Origin of the sequence: Methylobacterium sp. 13MFTsu3.1M2, from assembly GCF_900112625.1 — a bacterium.
GTDB lineage: Bacteria > Pseudomonadota > Alphaproteobacteria > Rhizobiales > Beijerinckiaceae > Methylobacterium.
This window is the reverse complement of the sequence record NZ_FOMM01000016.1, coordinates 1-18,914: the sequence shown is the minus strand read 5'-3', so window position 1 is coordinate 18,914 and position 18,914 is coordinate 1. Positions and strand designations below refer to the sequence as shown.

The following is an 18,914-nucleotide window of genomic DNA, read 5'->3' as shown; positions in this document are numbered from 1 at the left end:
CACATCGCCGTCCGGGGACCTCCCGCGCGGCCCCCGCTGCGCTCCGGCACCTCGGGACGAGGGCGGGACCGGGATCCGCGCGGCCGCCTCACACCCGCATCGGCATCAGCACGTACAGCGCCGGCGCGCCCTCGCGGTCCTGGATCAGGGTCGGCGAGCCGGGATCCGCGAGCTTGAACAGGGCGGTGTCGCCCTCGAGCTGCGCGGTGATGTCGAGGAGGTAGCGGGCGTTGAAGCCGATATCGAGGCCGGCGGCCTCGTAGTCGACGTCGAGTTCCTCGGTGGCACTACCGGAATCCGGGTTGTTCACCGAGAGCGCGAGGCGCCCTTCGGCGAGCCCGAGCTTCACCGCGCGCCCGCGCTCCGACGAGATCGTCGAGACCCGGTCCACGGCCTTCGCGAAGGCGTCGCGCTCGACGGTCAGCCGCTTGTCGTTGTTGGCCGGGATCACCCGCTGGTAATCCGGGAAGGTGCCGTCGATCAGCTTGGAGATCAGCGTCAGGCCGCCGGCGAAGCGCAGGCGGATCTTCGCGGGCGACAGGTCGACCGCGACGGTCTCGCCGCCGTCGTCGAGGAGCTTCTGGATCTCGGCGACCGCCTTGCGGGGCACGATCACGCCCGGCATGCCGACGCTGCCCTGCGGGGCCGGGATCTCGACGCGGGCGAGCCGGTGGCCGTCGGTTGCCACCGCCCGCATCGCCGGGCCGTTCTCGGTCTCCAGCGTGTGCAGGTAGATGCCGTTCAGGTAGTAGCGGGTCTCCTCGGTGGAGATCGCGAACTGGGTCTTCTCGATCAGCCGCTTCAGGTCTGCGGCGGCGATCTCGAAGCCGTGCGGCATCTCGCCGGCGGCGAGGTCCGGGAAGTCGCCCTCCGGCAGGGCGCCCAGGGCGAAGCGCGAGCGTCCGGACCGGATCGTCATCTGGCCGGACTCGCCGCCGGTCTCCAGGGAAACCTGCGCGCCGTCGGGGAGCTTGCGCACGATGTCGTAGATCACGTGCGCCGGCACGGTCGTGGCGCCCGCATCCGCCACGTCCGCCGGCACGCTCTCGGTCACCTCGATGTCGAGATCCGTCGCCCGGAGCTGGAGACCCGACCCTTCCGCGCGCAGGAGCACGTTCGACAGGATCGGGATCGTGTTGCGGCGCTCGACGACCCGGTGCACGTGGCCGAGCGACCTGAGCAGGGCCGCGCGCTCGACAGTGACTCTCATCGCAATACTCAAGTGATAGGGACGGCGCCGCGGCCGGCGACCGTCGCGGAATATGGCCGTTCAGCTTGGCGAAGGGGACAGGGGAACGCAAGGCCGCCGTCGGTGCACCGCACAGCGACCTCCGCGTCCAGGGCGGATGCCCATGTCCGGAGCGGGGTATCGGCCCCCGGCGGCCCGTGCGAAAGCGCCGCGACCGACCCGGACCCCCCATCCCGATCATGCTGCAGACCATCGACCCCGCGGGCAACACCGCAGAACCCTCGCAGGCCACCCCGAGCGCCCCCCCGAGTGCTCGGCGGATCCTCGCCGCGAGCTTCGTCGGGACGGCGATCGAGTTCTTCGACTTCTACATCTACGCCACCGCCACCGCCCTGGTGATCGGCCCGGTCTTCTTCCCCGCCGGCGCGCCCGGCGTGCAGCAGCTCAGCGCCTTCGCGACCTTCGCCATCGCGTTCATCGCGCGGCCCGTCGGCGCGGCCCTGTTCGGGCATTTCGGCGACCGGGTCGGCCGCAAGGCGACGCTGGTGGCGTCGCTGCTGATCATGGGCATCTCCACGGTGCTGATCGGCTGCCTGCCGACCTACGCGTCGGTCGGCTGGTGGGCGCCGGCGGCGCTGTGCATCCTGCGCTGCGGGCAGGGGATCGGGTTCGGCGGCGAGTGGGGCGGCGCGGCGCTGCTGGCGGTCGAGAACGCGCCGCCGGGCCGGCGCGCGTGGTACGGCATCTTCCCGCAACTCGGGGCGCCGGTCGGCTTCGTCCTGGCCAATCTCGGCTTCCTCGCCCTCAGCTTCGGCCTGACGCCCGAGAGCTTCCAGGCCTGGGGCTGGCGCCTGCCGTTCCTGGCCTCGGCGGCGCTCGTCGGCGTCGGGCTCTACGTGCGCCTGAAACTCACCGAGACGCCGGCCTTCAAGGCGGCGCTCAGCCAGGCCCGGCCGGAGCGCGTGCCCTTCGCCACCATGCTGACCCAGCACGGACACGCCGTCCTGGTCGGCACCTTCGCGATGGTGGCGGTCTACGCGGTGTTCTACCTCTCGACCGTCTTCGCCCTGGGCTACGGCACCGGCACCCTCGGCTACAGCCGGCCGACCTTCCTGCTGTTCGAGTGCATCGCGGTCTGCTTCATGGCGCTCGGCACCGTCGTGTCGGGGGCCGCGGCCGACCGCTTCGGCCGCCGGCCTGTGCTGCTCTCCGGCATGGCCGTGACGTTCCTGCTGGGCTTCCTCATGGGGCCGATGCTGGGTCACGCCGCCGGCACCGGCACCTGGCCGCCGGTCCTCGGCTTCCTGTGCCTCAGCCTCCTGACGATGGGGTGGGTGTTCGGACCGATGGGCGCCGTCCTGCCCGAGCTGTTCCCGACGCGGGTGCGCTACACGGGCGCCTCGGTGACCTACAACCTCGCGGGGATCCTGGGGGCCTCGGGGGCGCCCTACATCGCGCAGCAGCTCGCGGCCTACGGCGGCATCGGCTTCGTCGGGTTCTACCTAGCGGGGGCCGCGATCCTCAGCTTCCTCGCCGTGCTGGCCATGCCGGAGACCGCCGGCCGCTGACGGGACGGGCGGGCGCCGCCGGCCTCAGCGGCCGGCGCGATCCTGAGCCGCCGCCACGGTGGGCTCGAAGCGCCCGAGGAAGCGCGTCCGCTCCCACAGCTCGATCGCGTCGCGCCCGACCATCGCCCGGGCGCGGCGGCGCGCCTGCGTGTCGTCCTCGGCCGACAGGATCTCGGCCGCGCGGACGCGGCCCGCCCGGTCGAGCCGGAAGGCCCTGTAAGCGCGGCTCCGGTGAGCCGTTCCAGCATCCAGCGCGAGCATAGCGACATCCTCCGGGCCGGAACGTCCCGGAAGATGGTTAACCGTCGGTAAATCGCGATTCTCGCGATCGAGGACGCGGTCCCGACGCGCCCGCTCGGCGAGAGCGGAGCTCCTCAGCTCCGCTTGTCGAGCGGGCGACCGAGGAGGCGGGCGAACTCGGCCTCGATCTCCTCCACCGAGAACGGGTTGCCGGATCCCTTCGCGTCGGGCGTGGGCGCGGACGGCGGCGGCGGCGGCGGGGCCGGCACGGGCGGAGGGGGTTCGACCTTGGGCATCGCCGGCGGCGGCACGGGTTTGGCCGGAGGCGGAGGTGGAGGTGGGGGCGGCGGGGCCTCCGGCTCGTCGACCGGGGCGGGGGCGGGCACCGGCTCGACCGGGACGCTCGCCATCGCGGCGGCCAGCGGATCGACGCCCTCGGGCGCCGGCGGGGCGGGCGCGGGCTGCGGCGGCGGCGTCACGGCCGAGGACGAGCGCGACAGGGCGGCCTGGAGCTGCCGGGCCATGTCGGACAGGACCACCGGATCGACCGACTTGCGCTCGGAGGGCACCGCGAGGCTTGGGGCCAGACGGGCGGGCTCCGGCTCCGCCGGTGCCGGCTCGGACTTGCGCTCGGAGGCCGGGTTGGGCCGCGGCTCGATCAGCGGCGGCGCGGTCCGGCTCAGGATCCGCCGCGGCGCGACCGGCTCGCGCGGCGGGGGCGCGGGCGGCTCCACCGCCGGCGGCGCGATCGGCGGCGACACCATCGGCGGCGGCACCACCGGCTCGGGCACGGGCGGCGCCGGGGGTTGAGGCGCGGGCGGCTGGGGCGGCGCGGCACTCAGAGGTGCGGTGACGTCCTGGCCGGGCTCGTCGCCGCCGAACAGCCCGGGATCGAGGGGCAGAGTCACGGGCGGAGCGGAGGCCGAGCGCGGCACCGGCGACGGCACCACCACCGGCATCGCGAAGCCCGGATCGAACAGCGGTTCCGCGCGCCGGCCGCCGGATTCCGGCAGACCGCGGGGCGGCTCGGGCAGGCGGCCGCCCTGGACGAGGGGGTCCGGGAGCGGCTCGTCCAGCGGCTCCGGCGCCAGCTCCGGCCGGATCGCCGCCTCCGGCAGGGGCCGCTGGCCGCGCTGGATATTGCGCTCGACCACCACGTCGTTGGGGCCGCCCACGAGGAGCAGGTGCTCGACATTGTCCCGGCGCAGCAGGATGAGCTGCCGGGCCCGGTCGAGCTCGTACACGTCGACGATCCCGAGCCGCGGCTGGCGCCCGCGGCTCCCGGACCGCCCCGGCAGAGCGAGGCTCCGGCCGGTGAGCCGGCGCACCGTGAACACGATCGCCGCGAGCGCCGTGAAGATGACGGCGAAGATCACGATATACTGGACGATGGGGGAGCCGTCAGAGCCGAACACGGATTGCAGCCATCGCAAGATTACGCACTCGCACGTTCCGACCGCCGCGGGTGCGCGACGGCACGGACTTGATCCATACCACGCCGGAGGGGCGGCAAGGCAAACGACGTTAAGAGTTCGTTAACAGACCTTTTAATTGAGCGCGCGCAAGACAATAGGTCGGGACTGCGCCGCCGGCCCGGCCGAACCGGGGGTTCACTCCCCCCGTGGCGCGAGCTGACGCGGGCACCGGCCGACCCGGAGATCGGGCTTAACGCGCCGTTAACCATGCGGGCGGCAGATTTTGCCGGGCCCGCTCGTCCCGGCGCGGCCACGCCATCCCGGAGGCGACCATGGCCCTCACCGATCTGCCCGTGCTGAGCATGCTGCGCACGCGGATGCAATGGGCGCAGGCGCGCCAGGGCGTGATCGCCGAGAACGTCGCCAACGCCGACATGCCGGGGTTCAAGCCCCGCGACCTCGTGGAGCCGCGCTTCGATCGGGCGACCGGCGCCCTCGCCACCAGCGGCTCCGGCCTGACGCTCACGAGCGCGGGCCACATGGCGCCGCCTGGCCAGACGGTCGGCGCCGACTCCAAGCGCGCCAAGGGCTTCGAGGTCCGGCCCAGCGGCAACGGCGTCAACCTCGAGGACGAGATGATGAAGGCCGGCGAGAACCAGGCGGACTACCAGCTCGCCGCCTCGCTGTACCAGCACAGCCTGACCACCCTGAAGATCGCGATCGGCAAGAGCTGACGCGCGACGACCGAATGTGGAGCGCCGACGGCCGCGGGGTCGCGGCAGCGGGAGGGTCCTGAGCCATGGAATTCACGAAGTCGCTGGCGGTGGCGGCCGCGGGCCTCAAGGCCCAGTCGGGCCGGATGCGCATCATCGCCGAGAACATCGCCAACGCCGATTCCGCGCCGGCCTCCGCCGGGGCGCAGCCCTACCGCCGCAAGATCCCGACCTTCACCAGCCACCTCGACGACGAGACCGGTGCCAAGCTCGTCGAGGCGGGGCGCGTCAGGCGCGACCCGTCGGCCTTCCGGACCAAGTACGAGCCCGGCAACCCCGCGGCCGACGCCCAGGGCGTGGTGCAGATGCCCAACGTCAACGCGCTGATCGAGAACATGGACCTGCGGGAGGCCCAGCGCTCCTACGAGGCGAACCTCAACATGATCAGCGCCACCCGCAAGATGCTGGCGCAGACCCTCGGCATCCTGAAGTGACCCCCGAAGCCCGCGGCAGGACCGCTTAGCAAGGACGCATGGCGATGGCTTCGAGCAACTTCGCGGCGGGTGCCTACGCGGCCGTCCAGGGCCTCGCCGGCGGCCGGCCCGCCCCCCGGGTGCAGCCGACGACCGGCACCGGCACCGACTTCATGCAGATGCTCGGGCAGACCCTGGACAGCGTCGGCGATGCCGGCCGTCGGGCCGATTCCCAGGCCGTCTCCGCGGCCGCCGGCAAGGCCAACGTCGTGGACGTGGTCACCGCGGTCGCCGAGAGCGAGACGGCCCTGCAGACCATGGTGGCGGTGCGCGACCGCATGATCTCCGCCTACGAGGAGATCATGCGGATGCAGATCTGACCGGCCGACCGTTTCCCCGCCCGCTCCCCCCGCACTGAGCGCACCCCCATGACCGGTCTCGCCATCCTCGACATCGCCCGCGACGGCATCTTCGTGTTCCTCAAGGTGGCCGGGCCCCTGATGCTGGTCGCGCTCGCGGTCGGCCTCGCCGTCTCCCTGGTCCAGGCCCTGACGCAGATCCAGGAGCAGACGCTGATCTACGTGCCCAAGGTCGTGGCGGTGTTCGCCGCGCTCCTGCTGATGCTGCCCTTCATGGGCGACGCCATGGCCGGCTACATGACCCGCATCGCCGCCCGCATCGCGGCCGGCGGCTGATGCGCCCGCCGGCCGGGACAGGCGCGGCCCCCGCGTGCCATAGGGGCCGCGATGAACCTGCTCCTGCCCGGCATCGCCTCGGCCTACCTGATCACCTTCGCGCGCATCGGCACGCTGATCATGCTGATGCCGGGGATCGGCGAGCAGACGGTGTCGCCGCGCCTGCGCCTCGCCTTCGCGCTGCTCACGTCCCTGGTGTTGTTCCCGACCGTGCGCCCGCTGCTCGGCGGCACGGAGGGCGTGGCCGGCCCGCGGCTGATCGGGCTCCTGTTCGGCGAGACGGTCATCGGGCTGGTGCTCGGCCTCACGGTGCGGATGATCCTCGCCGCCCTTCAGACCGCCGGGGTGATCATCTCGGCGCAGGTCGGGCTGTCCTACGCGATGACGGTGGATCCGAGCCAGGGCGGCCAGCAGGTGGCGATCGGCAACTTCCTGTCGTTGCTCGGGATCACGCTGATCTTCGCCGCGGACCTGCACCATCTCGCCATCGAGGGCGTGGCCCGCAGCTACGTGGTGCTGCCCCCCGACGGCGTGCCGTCCTTCTCGGACGCGCTGATGCTGGCCACGAAGGCGCTGGCCCGGGGCTTCACCCTGGCGGTGCAGATCGCCGGCCCGTTCATCGCCTTCGGGATCCTGTTCAACCTGGGTCTCGGCGTGCTGTCGCGGCTGATGCCCCAGATGCAGGTGTTCTTCCTGGCGGTCCCGGCCTCGGTGCTGATCGGCATGCTGCTGCTGATGGGCTGCCTCGGCGTCATGATGGGCGTCTTCCTGGACGACCTGGGCCGGTATCTCGGGGATTACGTCGGCCGCTGAGCGGCCGGATCGCCCATACCCCGACGATGCCCACGCTCTGAGCCCGACGCGCGATGGCCGACGATACCGACGACGAGGACAAGACCGAGGAGCCGTCCCAACGACGGCTCGATCAGGCGATCGAGCGCGGCGACGTCGCGACCAGCACCGAGATCAACACCTTCGCGATACTGGCCGCGTTCACCCTGGCGCTGCTGGTCGCGGCCCCGACCATCGCCACGAACCTGCTGCACGGGCTCAAGGCCTACCTCGCCAACGCCCATACCCTCCCGGACGACGCCACGGCCATGAAGGCGGCCATGACGCGCGGCCTGTGGCTGTGGCTCCAGGCGGTGGCGGTGCCGGTCGGGCTGGCGGTCGTGGCCGGGCTGGCCGCGGGGCTCCTGCAGCACCCGCTGGTCTTCTCCGCCGAGACGCTGATGCCGAAATTCTCGCGCCTCTCGCCGATGGCGGGCGTGAAGCGGCTCCTCGGCGTCGAGGCCCTGTTCCAGTTCGGCAAGGGGCTCGCGAAGATCGCCGCCGTGGGCGTGGTCGGCGCGGTGATGCTGTGGAACGACCGCGACCGGCTGGAAGTGTTCGCCCAGCTGGACCCGGCCGCCTCCATGCCGGCGATCCTGTCCCTCAGCCTGAAGCTGCTCGCCGGCATGCTGTGCATGCACCTCGCGATCACCCTCGGCGACGCGCTCTACGCGCGGTTCCGCTGGCGCAAGCGCCACCGGATGTCGAAGGAGGAGCTCAAGCAGGAGATGAAGGAGTCGGAGGGCAATCCCGAGGTGAAGGGGCGCCTGAAGCAGCTCCGGATGGCCCGGGTGAAGAAGCGCATGATGGCCGCGGTCCCCACCGCCACCGTCGTGGTGACGAACCCCACCCACTACGCGGTGGCGCTGCGCTACGAGACCGGCATGGCCGCGCCGGTCTGCGTCGCCAAGGGCGTCGACGCGCTCGCCCTGCGCATCCGCGCGGTGGCGGCCGAGCACGGCGTCGCGGTGATCGAGAACCCGCCGCTCGCCCGGGCGCTCCACGCCACCGTGGAGATCGACCGGGAGATCCCGGCCGAGCACTACCGCGCGGTGGCGGAGGTCATCGGGTTCGTGCTGCGCCTGCGGAGACGGGCGGCGTAGCCCCGCGCGATCCGCGCGCCGCGCCGTCTCGCCGAACGCCCGGTGGGGCGAAAGCCACGCTTCCTCCACCTTTTTTCGCGAGGCTGTGTCAAGGCTTGGCGCGACGAGACTGATGCCGCGCCCCGCATGTCCTGATATGGCCGGCGGACTAACCGGGTGACTGTTCTGGAATGAAGCCGATGGCCGACGTCACTGGACCTCCGGCGCCCGCCGCGGGCCCGCAGAATTCGGGTCCCCCGGTCGCGCAGGCCTCGTCCCTGCTCGGAACGGGCTCGATCGACCGCTCGGAACAGCCGGGCCGGGTCGGCCTGCTCCTCGTGCTCGCCGGCCTGCTGGTCGGCGCGGCCATCGGCCTGTCCTTCGTGGCCAATGAGCAGGCCCAGTCGCTGATCGTCTGGCTGCTGGCCCTCCTGGCCATGGCGGGCGTGTTCTTCCTGTTCGCCCTCGCCATCGGGGCGCTCCAGCTCAGCGGCAGCGCCGCCCGGGACGACATCACCAAGGGCATCGTCGACGCTTCGCCGGACGGCCAGCTGGTCGTCGAGGACGGCGGCCGGCTGATCTACGCCAACGAGGCCTATCTCCGGATCGCCAGCGGCGACACCTTCTCCAACCTCGTGCCGGTGGAGCGCATCCTCGTCGGCTCGCCGGAGGTCTCCGAGGCGGTCTACCGCCTGTCGCAGGCCTCGCGCGACGCCCGGGCCCACACCGAAGAGGTGCGGATGTCGCCGCCCCTCGGCCCAACGGCCGGCGAGCGCGGCTTCGGCTGGTACCGGGTCTCGGTGCGGCCCCTCGCGCGCCCGCGCCGGGCGGCCTCCCTCTGGACGGTGGCCGACATCACCGCCGAGCGGGAGCGGCAGGAGAACGTCTTCCAGGAACTCCAGCACGCCATCGACTACCTCGACCACGCCCCGGCGGGCTTCCTGTCGATCGATCCGGCGGGCGCCATCGTCTACATGAACGCGACCCTGGCGGCCTGGCTCGGCTACGACCTCGCCAGCGTCGGCCCCGGCGGCCCGCACCTCACCGAGATCGCCCCGGAGGCGGACGTGCTGGTGCGCACGGCCGGCCTGCCGGGCGAGGTCCGCACCGACCGCTTCGACCTCGACCTGCGCCGCCGCAACGGTCACACCCTGCCGGTCCGGCTCTACCACCGGGTCGCCTTCGGCAAGGACGGCAAGCCCGGCTCGTCGCGGACCTTCGTGATCAACCGCTCCGCCGGGGCCGAGACCGACGAGCCGCAGCGCGCCGCCGAGGTCCGGCTCGCCCGCTTCCTCAACAACTCGCCGATCGCCATCGCGACCCTCGACAGCGGCGGCCGGATCGCCCGCGCCAACGCCTCGTTCACGCGCCTGTTCGGCACGGTCCCGCGGCAGGCCGACGACGGCGCCCCGGACGGGGAGGGTGTCCCGCGGGTCGAGCCCAACGTCGCCGACTCGGTGGCCGACCGGACCGCCCTGGAGGCCGGGCTCGCCCGCGCCGCGAGCGGGCGGACGGATCCGGAGCCGATCGAGGTCCAGCTCAACGGGCCCGGCGGCCGCTCGGCCCGGGTCTGGCTCAGCCCGGCCGACGGCGGCGATGCCGGCCAGCAGACCGACGAGGCCGAGCGGGTGATCCTCTACGCCCTCGACACGACGGCGCAGCGCCAGCTGGAGCAGCAGGTCGCCCAGGCCCAGAAAATGAACGCGGTCGGCCAGCTCGCCGGCGGCATCGCGCACGACTTCAACAACGTCCTGCAGGCGATCATCGGCTACTCGGACCTGCTGCTCGCGAGCCACCGGCCGACCGACCCGGCCTTCCAGGACATCATGCAGATCAAGCAGAACGCCAACCGGGCGGCGGGCCTCGTCCGCCAGCTCCTGGCGTTCTCCCGCCGGCAGACGCTGCGCCCGGAGGTGATGAATGTCGGGGAGGCGCTCTCCGAGCTGACCCTCCTCCTCAAGCGGCTGCTCGGCGAGCGCGTCGCGCTGGAGCTGAAGCACGGCCGCGAGGTCTGGCCCGTGAAGGCCGACGTCAACCAGTTCGAGCAGGTGATCGTCAATCTGGCGGTCAACGCCCGCGACGCCATGCCGGAGGGCGGCAAGCTGATGATCCGCACCGAGAACGTCTCCGATCCGGGGGCGGCCGCCGGGGCGGAGGGGCGCGGTGGGGCGCCGGCGGGCGACCACGTGCTGATCGAGGTGCGCGACACCGGCCAGGGCATCCCGCCCGAGCTGATGGAGAAGATCTTCGAGCCGTTCTTCACCACCAAGGAGATCGGCAAGGGCACCGGCCTCGGGCTCTCGACGGTGTTCGGCATCGTCAAGCAGTCCGGCGGCACCATCGACGTGCAGTCGAAGGTCGGGGAGGGCACGGCCTTCCGCATCTACCTGCCGCGTCACGTGCCCGTGGCGGAGCCCGAGGAGGTGCCGGTCGCGGCCGCCGAGCCGGCACTTCCGCGCGCGGAGCCGCTCGCGCCGGCTTCCACCACCGCCCATCCCGATTCCGGGTCGGACGCCAAGCCGGTCACCGCGCCGGCCGCGGGCGGCGACGCCGCTGTGCCGAACGGGAAGACGCCGCCCGCCAAGGTCGACAAGCCGGCGCCGCGCAAGCCCGCCGCCGATCATACGGGGCAGGGGACCATCCTGCTCGTCGAGGACGAGGACCCGGTGCGGGCGGTCAACAGCCGGGCGCTCTCGGCCCGCGGCTACACGGTGCTGGAGGCGGCCTCGGGCCTCGAGGCCCTGGCGATCGTCCGCGAGGGCGCGCAGACCATCGATCTCGTCGTCTCCGACGTGGTCATGCCCGAGATGGACGGCCCGACGCTCCTGCGGGAAGTGCGCAAGCATCAGCCCGACCTGAAGGTGATCTTCGTGTCCGGCTACGCCGAGGATGCGTTCCGCAAGAACCTGCCCGACGGCGAGACCTTCAACTTCCTGCCCAAGCCCTTCAGTCTGAAGCAGCTCGTCGAGACCGTGAAGAAGACGATGGCGGACTGACCGGCCCCTCGCGTCCGCTCACCGTCGCTCAACGAAGAGCGGCCCCGGAGAGACTCCGGGGCCGCGCATCTTCGAACGTCGCCAAGTCCGCCGCGCGCCGTCGCCGGCCCGCGGCGGCGCGGCCTAGGCCTCGCCCTCGTCGAGATCGTCCGCCGTCGGCGCGGCGTTCTCAAGGATCTTCTCGGCGACCAGACCGGAATTCTGCCGGATCGAGCCCTCGATCTCGGCCGCGATCTTCGGGTTGTCGCGCAGGAAGCCCTTCGAGTTCTCGCGGCCCTGGCCGAGGCGCTGGCTGTTGTACGAGAACCAGGCGCCCGACTTCTCGACGATCCCGGCCTTCACGCCGAGGTCGATCAGCTCGCCGACCTTCGACACGCCCTCGCCGAACATGATGTCGAACTCGACCTGCTTGAAGGGAGGGGCGACCTTGTTCTTCACCACCTTGACGCGGACCTGGTTGCCGATCGCCTCGTCGCGGTCCTTGAGCGTCGAGATGCGGCGGATGTCGAGGCGCACCGAGGCGTAGAACTTGAGGGCGTTGCCGCCCGTGGTCGTCTCGGGGCTGCCGTACATGACGCCGATCTTCATCCGGATCTGGTTGATGAAGATGACCATGCAGTTCGAGCGCGAGATCGAGCCGGTCAGCTTGCGCAGGGCCTGGCTCATCAGGCGGGCCTGGAGGCCCGGCTGGCTCTCGCCCATCTCGCCCTCGATCTCGGCCCGCGGGGTCAGCGCGGCCACCGAATCGACCACCAGCACGTCGATGGCGCCCGAGCGCACGAGCGTGTCGGTGATCTCGAGCGCCTGCTCACCCGTGTCGGGCTGGGAGATCAGCAGGTCGTCGAGGTTCACGCCGAGCTTGCGGGCGTAGACCGGGTCGAGGGCGTGCTCGGCATCCACGAAGGCGCAGACGCCGCCCTTCTTCTGGGCCTCCGCGATCGTGTGGAGCGCCAGCGTCGTCTTGCCGGACGATTCCGGACCGTAGATCTCGATCACCCGGCCACGCGGCAGGCCGCCGACGCCGAGCGCGATGTCGAGGCCCAGCGAGCCGGTCGAGACGGTCTCGACCTCCTGGACCTTGTCGTTCTTGCCGAGCCGCATGATCGAGCCCTTGCCGAAGGCGCGCTCGATCTGAGCCAGGGCAGCGTCAATGGCCTTGGACTTGTCCTTGTCCACCGGGGGCATGTCGACCACTTTCAATGCGGGCTGGGCCATCTGGCGGGCTCCTTATGAAGGGGTTGGACGCAGTTCACAACGCGCGTCGCCACCGCCTTTATGTACCCGTTTTGTTCTCAGCCAGCAAGGCCGGAACGCCGTTTTGCTGGACGCAAGTCACGAAATCCCGGCTCGAGCCCCGGATGCCCCGCGACAGCAATCCAATCCGGTAATCGCCCGCGAGAGCCCGTACGAACGCCGACACAACGCGCCGGACGGGACGACCGCCAGCCGCAATGGCGACGCCTCCCGCGGTCCCGCAGCAGGCTCGGCCCGCCGGCGACCGGGACCCAACCGCCAGACATGAGGCCGAAAACGACGACGCCCGGCACGAATCCGGCTCTCGCGAGTCGAATTGCGTCCGGGCGTTCGTCGTACCGGTCGCCGGGCATCCCCGGGATGGTCACCCCAGAGGAGGCACCATCCCGCGACGCCGCGGGCCGGGATCTGGCGGACGCGGAGACCGCAGCCGCCGGGATCCCGGGATCAGGCGGCCTCGCCGGCCTCGGCCTGGGCGGCCTCGCCCTCGACCAGCTTCCAGGTCTTGGTCTTGGAGAACGGACGGCACTCCTCGATGAACACCGTCTGCCCGACCTTGGCGACATTGCCCTCGTCGTGCGCGTGGTAGTTCTTCGACCGCCGCACGGTCTTCTTCATCACCGGGTGCGTGAAGCGGCGCTCCACCTTCACCACAATGGTCTTCTCACCCTTGTCGCTGACGACGGTGCCCTGCAGGATGCGCTTCGGCATGGTTGTCTCCTAAAACCCGCCTCAGCCCTTGGCCTGCTGCAGCGTCTTGGAACGCTGCAGAGTCCGGACACGGGCGATGTCGCGACGGACCTCGCGGACGCGGGCGACGTTCTCGAGCTGGCCGGTGGCCCCCTGGAAGCGCAGGTTGAACTGCTCCTTCTTGAGGTTGATCAGCTCGTCATTCAGCTGATCCGGCGACAGCGCCTTCAGATCAGACAGTCTCTGGGTCGACTTCACGATATCCTCCGTTCAGTCGGCGATGCGCTGGACGACCCGCGTGCGGATCGGGAGCTTCGCGGCGCCGAGGCGGAGCGCCTCCTTGGCGATGTTCTCGGCAACGCCGTCGACCTCGAACATGATCCGGCCGGGATGGACCCGGGCCGCCCAGTAATCCGGGGCGCCCTTACCGGAACCCATGCGGACCTCGGTCGGCTTCGACGACACCGGGACGTCCGGGAACACCCGGATCCAGACGCGGCCCTGGCGCTTCATCTCGCGGGTGATCGCGCGGCGGGCCGCCTCGATCTGGCGGGCGGTGACGCGCTCGGGCTCCACCGCCTTCAGGCCGAACTGGCCGAAGTTCAGCTCGAAGCCGCCCTTGGCCGCACCGTGGATGCGGCCCTTGAACTGCTTGCGGAAGCGGGTCTTTTTCGGTTGCAGCATGGCTTCCTACCTTACGCGTGCTCGCGCTCGCGGCGTCCGCGCTCGCGGCCGCCCTCGCCATCGCGCTCACGGCGTCCGCCGGAGCGGCCGCCCTCTTCCTGGGCCTTCTTGTCCTGGGCCATCGGGTCGTGCTCGAGGATCTCGCCCTTGAACACCCACACCTTGATGCCGCAGGTCCCGTAGGTCGTGAACGCCGTGGCGGTGCCGTAGTCGACGTCGGCGCGCAGCGTGTGCAGCGGGACGCGGCCCTCGCGGTACCATTCCTGACGGGCGATCTCGGCGCCGCCGAGACGGCCCGAGCAGTTGATCCGGATGCCCTCGGCGCCCAGACGCATGGCCGACTGCACGGCCCGCTTCATGGCGCGCCGGAAGGCGACGCGGCGCTCGAGCTGCTGGGCGATCGAGTCGGCCACCAGGGTGGCGTCGATCTCGGGCTTGCGCACCTCGACGATGTTGATGGTCACGTCGGCCTTCGTCATCGTGCCGACGAGCTTGCGCAGCTTCTCGATGTCCGCGCCCTTCTTGCCGATCACCACGCCCGGACGACCCGAGTGAATGGTGACCCGGCACTTCCGGTGCGGGCGCTCGATGACGATCTTGGAGACCGCCGCCTGCTTGAGCTGCTTCATGAGGGCGGCGCGGATCGCGACGTCCTCATGCATGAGCTTCGCGTAGTCGCCCTTGTTGGCGAACCAGCGGGAATCCCAGGTCCGGTTGATGCCGAGCCGGAGACCGATCGGGTTGACTTTCTGACCCATCAGATCCTCCTCAAGCCGCTTCGGCTTGGCGGACTTCGCGAACCACGATGGTGAGGTTCGAGAAGGGCTTCAGGATGCGCGCGCCGCGGCCGCGGGCGCGGGCGTGGAAACGCTTGAGAACCAGCGCCTTGCCCACGAAGGCCTGGGACACGACGAGGTCGTCGACGTCCAGGTCGTGGTTGTTCTCGGCGTTGGCGATGGCGCTCTCGAGGCACTTCTTGACCTCGGTCGAGATCCGCTTGCGCGAGAACTGCAACTCGGCGAGCGCCGTGTCGACCTTCTTGCCGCGGATCATCTGCGCCACGAGGTTGAGCTTCTGCGGGCTGACGCGCAGCATGCGCGCGACGGCCTTCGCCTCGTTCTCGGGGAGCGCGCGGGGGGTGGCTTGCTTGCCCATCTCAGCGCCTCTTCGCCTTCTTGTCGGCCGCGTGGCCCGGGAAGGTGCGGGTCGGCGAGAACTCGCCGAACTTGTGCCCGACCATCTCCTCGGTGACGTAGACCGGGATGTGCTTCTGCCCGTTGTGCACACCGAAGGTGAGCCCGACGAACTGCGGGAGGATCGTGGAGCGGCGGCTCCAGATCTTGATGACCTCGGAGCGCGAGGAGCCCCGCGCCGCCTCGGCCTTCTTGAAGAGGTAGCCGTCGACGAACGGCCCCTTCCAGAGAGAGCGTGCCATAGCGATTACTTCTTGCGGTTGTGGCGGCTGGACAGGATGAACACGTCGGTCCGCTTGTTGGACCGGGTCTTCTTCCCCTTGGTGGGCACGCCCCAGGGCGTGACCGGGTTGCGGCCGCCCGAGGTGCGACCCTCGCCGCCGCCGTGCGGATGGTCGACCGGGTTCATCGCCACACCGCGGTTGTGCGGGCGCTTGCCGAGCCAACGGTTGCGCCCGGCCTTGCCGAGCGAGATGTTCATGTGGTCCGGGTTCGAGACCGCGCCGACGCTGGCGAAGCACTGGCCGTGGACCAGGCGCTGCTCGCCCGAGTTCAGGCGGAGCGTCACGTAGCCCTGGTCGCGGCCGACGATCTGCGCGTAGTTGCCGGCCGAGCGGGCGATCGCGCCGCCCTTGCCGATCTTCAGCTCGACATTGTGGACGATCGTGCCCACCGGCATCGAGCCGACCGGAGCGGCGTTGCCCGGCTTGATGTCGACGCTCTCGCCGGCCACCACCTTGTCGCCCGGCTGCAGGCGCTGCGGGGCCAGGATGTAGCTCTGCTTCCCGTCGGGGAAGTTGATCAGCGCGATGAACGCCGTGCGGTTCGGATCGTACTCGATCCGCTCCACCGTGGCGGCGACGCCGAGCTGCTCGCGACGCTTGAAGTCGACGTTGCGCAGCACGCGCTTGTGGCCGCCGCCGCGGAAGCGGACGGTGATGCGGCCGAGATTGTTGCGGCCGCCGGAGGACGACTTGCCCTCCGTCAGCGCCTTCACCGGCTTGCCCTTGTAGAGCTCACGGCGGTCGACGAGCACGAGCTGGCGCAGGCTCGGCGTGACCGGTTTGAATGTCTTCAAGGCCATCGGCTTGGATCCCTAAATCCCGTCCTCAGAGCCCGGTCGTGACGTCGATCGAGTGGCCCTCGGCCAGGGTCACGATCGCCTTCTTCACGTCGGAGCGCTGTCCGCGGAGACCGCGGAAAATCTTCTTCTTACCCTTGGTGACAAGGGTGTTCACGGCCGTGACCTTCACGTCGAACAGCTTCTCGACGGCCTCCTTGATCTGAGGCTTCGTCGCCTTGGGGGCGACGCGGAAGACGACCTTGTTCTGCTCGGTCAGGTTGGTCGCCTTCTCGGTGATGACCGGGGAGACGACGATGTCGTAGTGGCGCGGATCGGCACTCATTTGAAACGCTCCTCCAGCGCGTCGACGGCAGCCTTCGTCAGGACGAGCGTGTCGCGGCGCAGGATGTCGTAGACGTTGATGCCCTGCACGGGCAGCACGTCGATCTGCGGGATGGCGCGGGCGGCCCGGCCGAAATTCACGTCGACCTCGGCACCGCCGATGATCAGCGCGTTCGAGAGGCCCATCTTGCCGAAGCGCTCGATGAGACCCTTGGTCTTGTGATCCTCGATCTTGATGTCGTCGACGACGATCAGGGTCGAGGCCTTGGCCTTGGCCGACAGGGCGTGGCGCAGGGCCAGCGCGCGGACCTTCTTGGGAAGGTCATGGCTGTGGTCGCGCGGCACGGGGCCGAAGGCGCGCCCGCCGCCGCGGAACTGCGGCGCCGAGGCCGCGCCGTGGCGGGCGTTACCGGTGCCCTTCTGCTTGTAGAGCTTCTTGCGGGTCCGGTTCACGTCCGAGCGGTTCTGCACGGCGTGGGTCCCAGCGCGACGCTTGGCGAGCTGCCAGCGGACCATGCGCTGCAGCAGATCGGCGCGCGGCTCCAGGCCGAAGATCTCTTCGTTCAGCTCGACCGAGCCGGCACCGGCACCGTCGAGGGTTTTGATATCGAGCTTCATCACGCGGTCTCCTCAGCCGCAGGGGCCTCGGTCGCCGGGGCGGAGGCGCCGTTCTCGCGGAACTTGCCCGGCAGCGGAACGTCGGCGGGGAGCTTGCGCTTCACCGCGTCGCGGATCTGGATCCAGCCGCCGGCGACGCCCGGGACCGCGCCCTCGACCAGGATCAGGCCGCGCTCGGGATCGGTGCGCACGACGCGCAGGTTCTGGGTGGTGACCCGCTCGACGCCGAGGTGACCCGGCATCTTCTTGTTCTTGAAGGTCTTGCCCGGGTCCTGGCGGCCGCCGGTCGAACCGATCGAGCGGTGCGAGATCGACACGCCGTGGGTGGCGCGCAGTCCGCCGAAGTTCCAGCGCTTGATACCGCCGGCGAAGCCCTTACCGGTCGTGGTGCCGGTGACATCCACGAACTGGCCGGGGATGAAGTGGTCCGCGGTGATCTCGGCGCCGACCGGGATCAGCGCGTCCTCGGACACGCGGAACTCGGCGAGCTTCTTCTTCGGCTCGACCTTGGCGACCGCGAAGCGACCCCGCTCGGCGGCCGAGACGTTCTTGACCTTGGCCTTGCCGACGCCGACCTGCAGCGCGACGTAGCCGTTCTTCTCGACGGTGCGGTGGGCAACCACCTGGCACTGATCGATCTTGAGCACGGTGACGGGGACATGCTCCCCCGCGTCCGTGAAGACGCGGGTCATGCCGACCTTCTGTGCGATGACGCCTGAGCGCATAGGTTCTCTCCCTCGCGCGATGAAACGGTAAGCTCTAAGTCCTCAGCGGACTCAGAGCTTGATCTCCACGTCCACGCCAGCGGCGAGGTCGAGCTTCATCAGCGCGTCCACGGTCTGAGGCGTCGGATCGACGATATCGAGCACCCGCTTGTGCGTGCGCATCTCGAACTGCTCGCGCGACTTCTTGTCGATGTGGGGCGAGCGGTTCACGGTGAACTTGGCGATATGCGTCGGGAGCGGGATCGGGCCGCGGATGGTCGCGCCCGTACGCTTGGCCGTGGAGACAATCTCCTTGGTCGACGCATCGAGGATGCGGTGATCGAACGCCTTGAGGCGAATGCGGATGTTCTGACCGTTCATGATCCTGGAACCTTGAGAGGGACGGCGGGGTACGCGAGGCCTTCACCCCGCCGCGCCCTGCTAAGGATGCTTGCTCGAGCTCAGTCGTTGATGGCGGCGACGACGCCGGCGCCGACGGTTCGGCCGCCCTCGCGGATGGCGAAGCGCAGCTTCTCCTCCATGGCCACCGGCACGATCAGCGCCACGTCCATGGTCACGTTGTCACCCGGCATCACCATCTCGGTGCCCTCCGGCAGCGTGCAGATCCCGGTCACGTCCGTGGTCCGGAAGTAGAACTGCGGCCGGTAGTTGGTGAAGAACGGCGTGTGGCGGCCGCCCTCCTCCTTGGTCAGGATGTACGCCTCGGCCTTGAACTTCGAGTGCGGCTTCACCGAACCCGGCTTGCACACGACCTGGCCGCGCTCCACGTCCTCGCGCTTCGTGCCGCGCAGCAGCACGCCGACGTTGTCGCCCGCCTGCCCCTGGTCGAGCAGCTTGCGGAACATCTCCACGCCCGTCACCGTCGTCTTGGTGGTCGCCGGGATGCCGACGATCTCGACTTCCTCGCCCACCTTCACGATGCCGCGCTCGACGCGACCCGTCACCACCGTGCCGCGGCCCGAGATCGAGAACACGTCCTCGATCGGCATCAGGAACGGCATGTCGATCGGACGCTCCGGCTGCGGGATGTAGCTGTCCACGGTCGCCATCAGCGCCAGGACCGCCTCCTTGCCGATCTTCGGCTCCTTGTCCTCGAGCGCCATCAGCGCCGAGCCCTTGGTGATCGGGATGTCGTCACCGGGG

At 70.4% G+C, this 18,914-nt stretch carries 24 protein-coding genes; 8 read left to right on the top strand and 16 right to left on the bottom strand.

The features are described 5' to 3' along the window. Nucleotides 1-88 precede the first annotated feature (88 nt). The gene (gene dnaN / locus BM314_RS16700) at nt 89-1,210 is read right to left on the bottom strand and encodes a DNA polymerase III subunit beta (RefSeq protein ID WP_012319207.1); all 1,122 of its coding nucleotides are present in this window, start codon (nt 1,208-1,210) and stop codon (nt 89-91) included. 218 nt (nt 1,211-1,428) lie between these two features. On the opposite strand from dnaN, the gene BM314_RS16695 reads away from it, so the two are divergent. Then, nucleotides 1,429-2,757, top strand: coding sequence for an MFS transporter (locus BM314_RS16695; protein WP_091979086.1), 1,329 nt, complete (start codon nt 1,429-1,431; stop codon nt 2,755-2,757). Between the two features lie 24 nt (nt 2,758-2,781). On the opposite strand, the gene BM314_RS16690 is transcribed toward BM314_RS16695, so the two are convergent. Both BM314_RS16690 and BM314_RS16685 read right to left on the bottom strand, forming a co-directional pair. Beyond that, complete coding sequence (locus tag BM314_RS16690; protein ID WP_020094245.1) at nt 2,782-3,018, bottom strand: hypothetical protein; 237 nt, start codon at nt 3,016-3,018, stop codon at nt 2,782-2,784. 113 nt (nt 3,019-3,131) lie between these two features. After that, on the bottom strand, nt 3,132-4,412 hold the full coding sequence (locus tag BM314_RS16685) for a hypothetical protein (protein ID WP_244539961.1): 1,281 nt from the start codon (nt 4,410-4,412) through the stop codon (nt 3,132-3,134). 332 nt (nt 4,413-4,744) lie between these two features. Between BM314_RS16685 and flgB the strand changes: the two genes are divergently transcribed. The 7 genes from flgB (at nt 4,745) to BM314_RS16650 (ending at nt 11,202) form a co-directional block, all read left to right on the top strand. Further along, nucleotides 4,745-5,146, top strand: a complete 402-nt coding sequence (flgB, locus tag BM314_RS16680; protein WP_056533882.1) for a flagellar basal body rod protein FlgB — start codon at nt 4,745-4,747, stop codon at nt 5,144-5,146. Nucleotides 5,147-5,211: 65 nt separating this feature from the next. Beyond that, the gene (flgC, locus tag BM314_RS16675) at nt 5,212-5,619 is read left to right on the top strand and encodes a flagellar basal body rod protein FlgC (protein WP_020094248.1); all 408 of its coding nucleotides are present in this window, start codon (nt 5,212-5,214) and stop codon (nt 5,617-5,619) included. Nucleotides 5,620-5,663: 44 nt separating this feature from the next. Next, nucleotides 5,664-5,978, top strand: coding sequence for a flagellar hook-basal body complex protein FliE (fliE, locus tag BM314_RS16670; RefSeq protein ID WP_012319201.1), 315 nt, complete (start codon nt 5,664-5,666; stop codon nt 5,976-5,978). A 48-nt stretch (nt 5,979-6,026) separates the two neighbouring features. Next, nucleotides 6,027-6,293 (top strand): flagellar biosynthesis protein FliQ, encoded by a 267-nt coding sequence (gene fliQ, locus BM314_RS16665; RefSeq protein WP_012319200.1) that lies wholly within the window; start codon nt 6,027-6,029, stop codon nt 6,291-6,293. 51 nt (nt 6,294-6,344) lie between these two features. Further along, a complete protein-coding gene (fliR, locus tag BM314_RS16660) occupies nt 6,345-7,106 on the top strand; it encodes a flagellar biosynthetic protein FliR (RefSeq protein ID WP_091979082.1) in 762 nt (253 codons plus the stop codon). A 53-nt stretch (nt 7,107-7,159) separates the two neighbouring features. After that, entirely contained in the window at nt 7,160-8,227 is a 1,068-nt protein-coding gene (gene flhB / locus BM314_RS16655; protein ID WP_020094251.1) for a flagellar biosynthesis protein FlhB, read from the top strand. A gap of 179 nt (nt 8,228-8,406) precedes the next feature. Beyond that, nucleotides 8,407-11,202, top strand: coding sequence for a hybrid sensor histidine kinase/response regulator (locus BM314_RS16650; RefSeq protein WP_091979212.1), 2,796 nt, complete (start codon nt 8,407-8,409; stop codon nt 11,200-11,202). 123 nt (nt 11,203-11,325) lie between these two features. Here BM314_RS16650 and recA read toward each other — a convergent pair whose 3' ends face one another. From recA to BM314_RS16585, 13 genes are all read right to left on the bottom strand, one after another. After that, entirely contained in the window at nt 11,326-12,417 is a 1,092-nt protein-coding gene (gene recA / locus BM314_RS16645; protein ID WP_026605101.1) for a recombinase RecA, read from the bottom strand. Between the two features lie 486 nt (nt 12,418-12,903). Beyond that, on the bottom strand, nt 12,904-13,167 hold the full coding sequence (gene rpsQ / locus BM314_RS16640; protein ID WP_020094254.1) for a 30S ribosomal protein S17: 264 nt from the start codon (nt 13,165-13,167) through the stop codon (nt 12,904-12,906). A 21-nt stretch (nt 13,168-13,188) separates the two neighbouring features. Next, nucleotides 13,189-13,404 (bottom strand): 50S ribosomal protein L29, encoded by a 216-nt coding sequence (gene rpmC / locus BM314_RS16635; RefSeq protein WP_020094255.1) that lies wholly within the window; start codon nt 13,402-13,404, stop codon nt 13,189-13,191. A 12-nt stretch (nt 13,405-13,416) separates the two neighbouring features. Continuing rightward, nucleotides 13,417-13,830: a 50S ribosomal protein L16 gene (gene rplP, locus BM314_RS16630; protein WP_012319193.1), complete on the bottom strand. Its 414-nt coding sequence runs from the start codon at nt 13,828-13,830 to the stop codon at nt 13,417-13,419. Nucleotides 13,831-13,841: 11 nt separating this feature from the next. Continuing rightward, nucleotides 13,842-14,588, bottom strand: a complete 747-nt coding sequence (gene rpsC / locus BM314_RS16625; RefSeq protein WP_012319192.1) for a 30S ribosomal protein S3 — start codon at nt 14,586-14,588, stop codon at nt 13,842-13,844. A 10-nt stretch (nt 14,589-14,598) separates the two neighbouring features. Then, nucleotides 14,599-14,985 carry a 50S ribosomal protein L22 gene (rplV, locus tag BM314_RS16620; RefSeq protein WP_012319191.1) on the bottom strand — a complete coding sequence of 129 codons (387 nt, stop codon included), beginning with the start codon at nt 14,983-14,985 and terminating at the stop codon, nt 14,599-14,601. 1 nt (nt 14,986) lies between these two features. Continuing rightward, nucleotides 14,987-15,265 carry a 30S ribosomal protein S19 gene (gene rpsS / locus BM314_RS16615; RefSeq protein WP_012319190.1) on the bottom strand — a complete coding sequence of 93 codons (279 nt, stop codon included), beginning with the start codon at nt 15,263-15,265 and terminating at the stop codon, nt 14,987-14,989. A 5-nt stretch (nt 15,266-15,270) separates the two neighbouring features. Next, entirely contained in the window at nt 15,271-16,107 is an 837-nt protein-coding gene (gene rplB / locus BM314_RS16610; protein WP_020094256.1) for a 50S ribosomal protein L2, read from the bottom strand. Between the two features lie 25 nt (nt 16,108-16,132). Then, nucleotides 16,133-16,429: a 50S ribosomal protein L23 gene (locus BM314_RS16605; protein WP_020094257.1), complete on the bottom strand. Its 297-nt coding sequence runs from the start codon at nt 16,427-16,429 to the stop codon at nt 16,133-16,135. Beyond that, nucleotides 16,426-17,046, bottom strand: a complete 621-nt coding sequence (gene rplD / locus BM314_RS16600) for a 50S ribosomal protein L4 (protein WP_020094258.1) — start codon at nt 17,044-17,046, stop codon at nt 16,426-16,428. Before rplD ends, BM314_RS16605 begins: the two co-directional genes overlap by 4 nt. After that, nucleotides 17,046-17,771, bottom strand: a complete 726-nt coding sequence (rplC, locus tag BM314_RS16595; RefSeq protein WP_020094259.1) for a 50S ribosomal protein L3 — start codon at nt 17,769-17,771, stop codon at nt 17,046-17,048. Before rplC ends, rplD begins: the two co-directional genes overlap by 1 nt. A gap of 51 nt (nt 17,772-17,822) precedes the next feature. Beyond that, the gene (gene rpsJ, locus BM314_RS16590) at nt 17,823-18,131 is read right to left on the bottom strand and encodes a 30S ribosomal protein S10 (protein ID WP_007569268.1); all 309 of its coding nucleotides are present in this window, start codon (nt 18,129-18,131) and stop codon (nt 17,823-17,825) included. An 80-nt stretch (nt 18,132-18,211) separates the two neighbouring features. Beyond that, on the bottom strand, nt 18,212-18,914 hold a 703-nt coding region (locus BM314_RS16585; RefSeq protein WP_244539960.1), incomplete at its 5' end, for an EF-Tu C-terminal domain-related protein.

Coding starts and splice junctions, on each gene's coding strand:
- dnaN (WP_012319207.1), bottom strand. CDS start 1,210: ATGAGAGTCACTGTCGAGCGCGCGGCCCTGCTCAGGTCGCTCGGCCAC.
- BM314_RS16695 (WP_091979086.1), top strand. CDS start 1,429: ATGCTGCAGACCATCGACCCCGCGGGCAACACCGCAGAACCCTCGCAG.
- BM314_RS16690 (WP_020094245.1), bottom strand. CDS start 3,018: ATGCTCGCGCTGGATGCTGGAACGGCTCACCGGAGCCGCGCTTACAGG.
- flgB (WP_056533882.1), top strand. CDS start 4,745: ATGGCCCTCACCGATCTGCCCGTGCTGAGCATGCTGCGCACGCGGATG.
- flgC (WP_020094248.1), top strand. CDS start 5,212: ATGGAATTCACGAAGTCGCTGGCGGTGGCGGCCGCGGGCCTCAAGGCC.
- fliE (WP_012319201.1), top strand. CDS start 5,664: ATGGCTTCGAGCAACTTCGCGGCGGGTGCCTACGCGGCCGTCCAGGGC.
- fliQ (WP_012319200.1), top strand. CDS start 6,027: ATGACCGGTCTCGCCATCCTCGACATCGCCCGCGACGGCATCTTCGTG.
- fliR (WP_091979082.1), top strand. CDS start 6,345: ATGAACCTGCTCCTGCCCGGCATCGCCTCGGCCTACCTGATCACCTTC.
- flhB (WP_020094251.1), top strand. CDS start 7,160: ATGGCCGACGATACCGACGACGAGGACAAGACCGAGGAGCCGTCCCAA.
- BM314_RS16650 (WP_091979212.1), top strand. CDS start 8,407: ATGGCCGACGTCACTGGACCTCCGGCGCCCGCCGCGGGCCCGCAGAAT.
- recA (WP_026605101.1), bottom strand. CDS start 12,417: ATGGCCCAGCCCGCATTGAAAGTGGTCGACATGCCCCCGGTGGACAAG.
- rpsQ (WP_020094254.1), bottom strand. CDS start 13,167: ATGCCGAAGCGCATCCTGCAGGGCACCGTCGTCAGCGACAAGGGTGAG.
- rplP (WP_012319193.1), bottom strand. CDS start 13,830: ATGCTGCAACCGAAAAAGACCCGCTTCCGCAAGCAGTTCAAGGGCCGC.
- rpsC (WP_012319192.1), bottom strand. CDS start 14,588: ATGGGTCAGAAAGTCAACCCGATCGGTCTCCGGCTCGGCATCAACCGG.
- rplV (WP_012319191.1), bottom strand. CDS start 14,985: ATGGGCAAGCAAGCCACCCCCCGCGCGCTCCCCGAGAACGAGGCGAAG.
- rpsS (WP_012319190.1), bottom strand. CDS start 15,265: ATGGCACGCTCTCTCTGGAAGGGGCCGTTCGTCGACGGCTACCTCTTC.
- rplB (WP_020094256.1), bottom strand. CDS start 16,107: ATGGCCTTGAAGACATTCAAACCGGTCACGCCGAGCCTGCGCCAGCTC.
- BM314_RS16605 (WP_020094257.1), bottom strand. CDS start 16,429: ATGAGTGCCGATCCGCGCCACTACGACATCGTCGTCTCCCCGGTCATC.
- rplD (WP_020094258.1), bottom strand. CDS start 17,046: ATGAAGCTCGATATCAAAACCCTCGACGGTGCCGGTGCCGGCTCGGTC.
- rplC (WP_020094259.1), bottom strand. CDS start 17,771: ATGCGCTCAGGCGTCATCGCACAGAAGGTCGGCATGACCCGCGTCTTC.
- rpsJ (WP_007569268.1), bottom strand. CDS start 18,131: ATGAACGGTCAGAACATCCGCATTCGCCTCAAGGCGTTCGATCACCGC.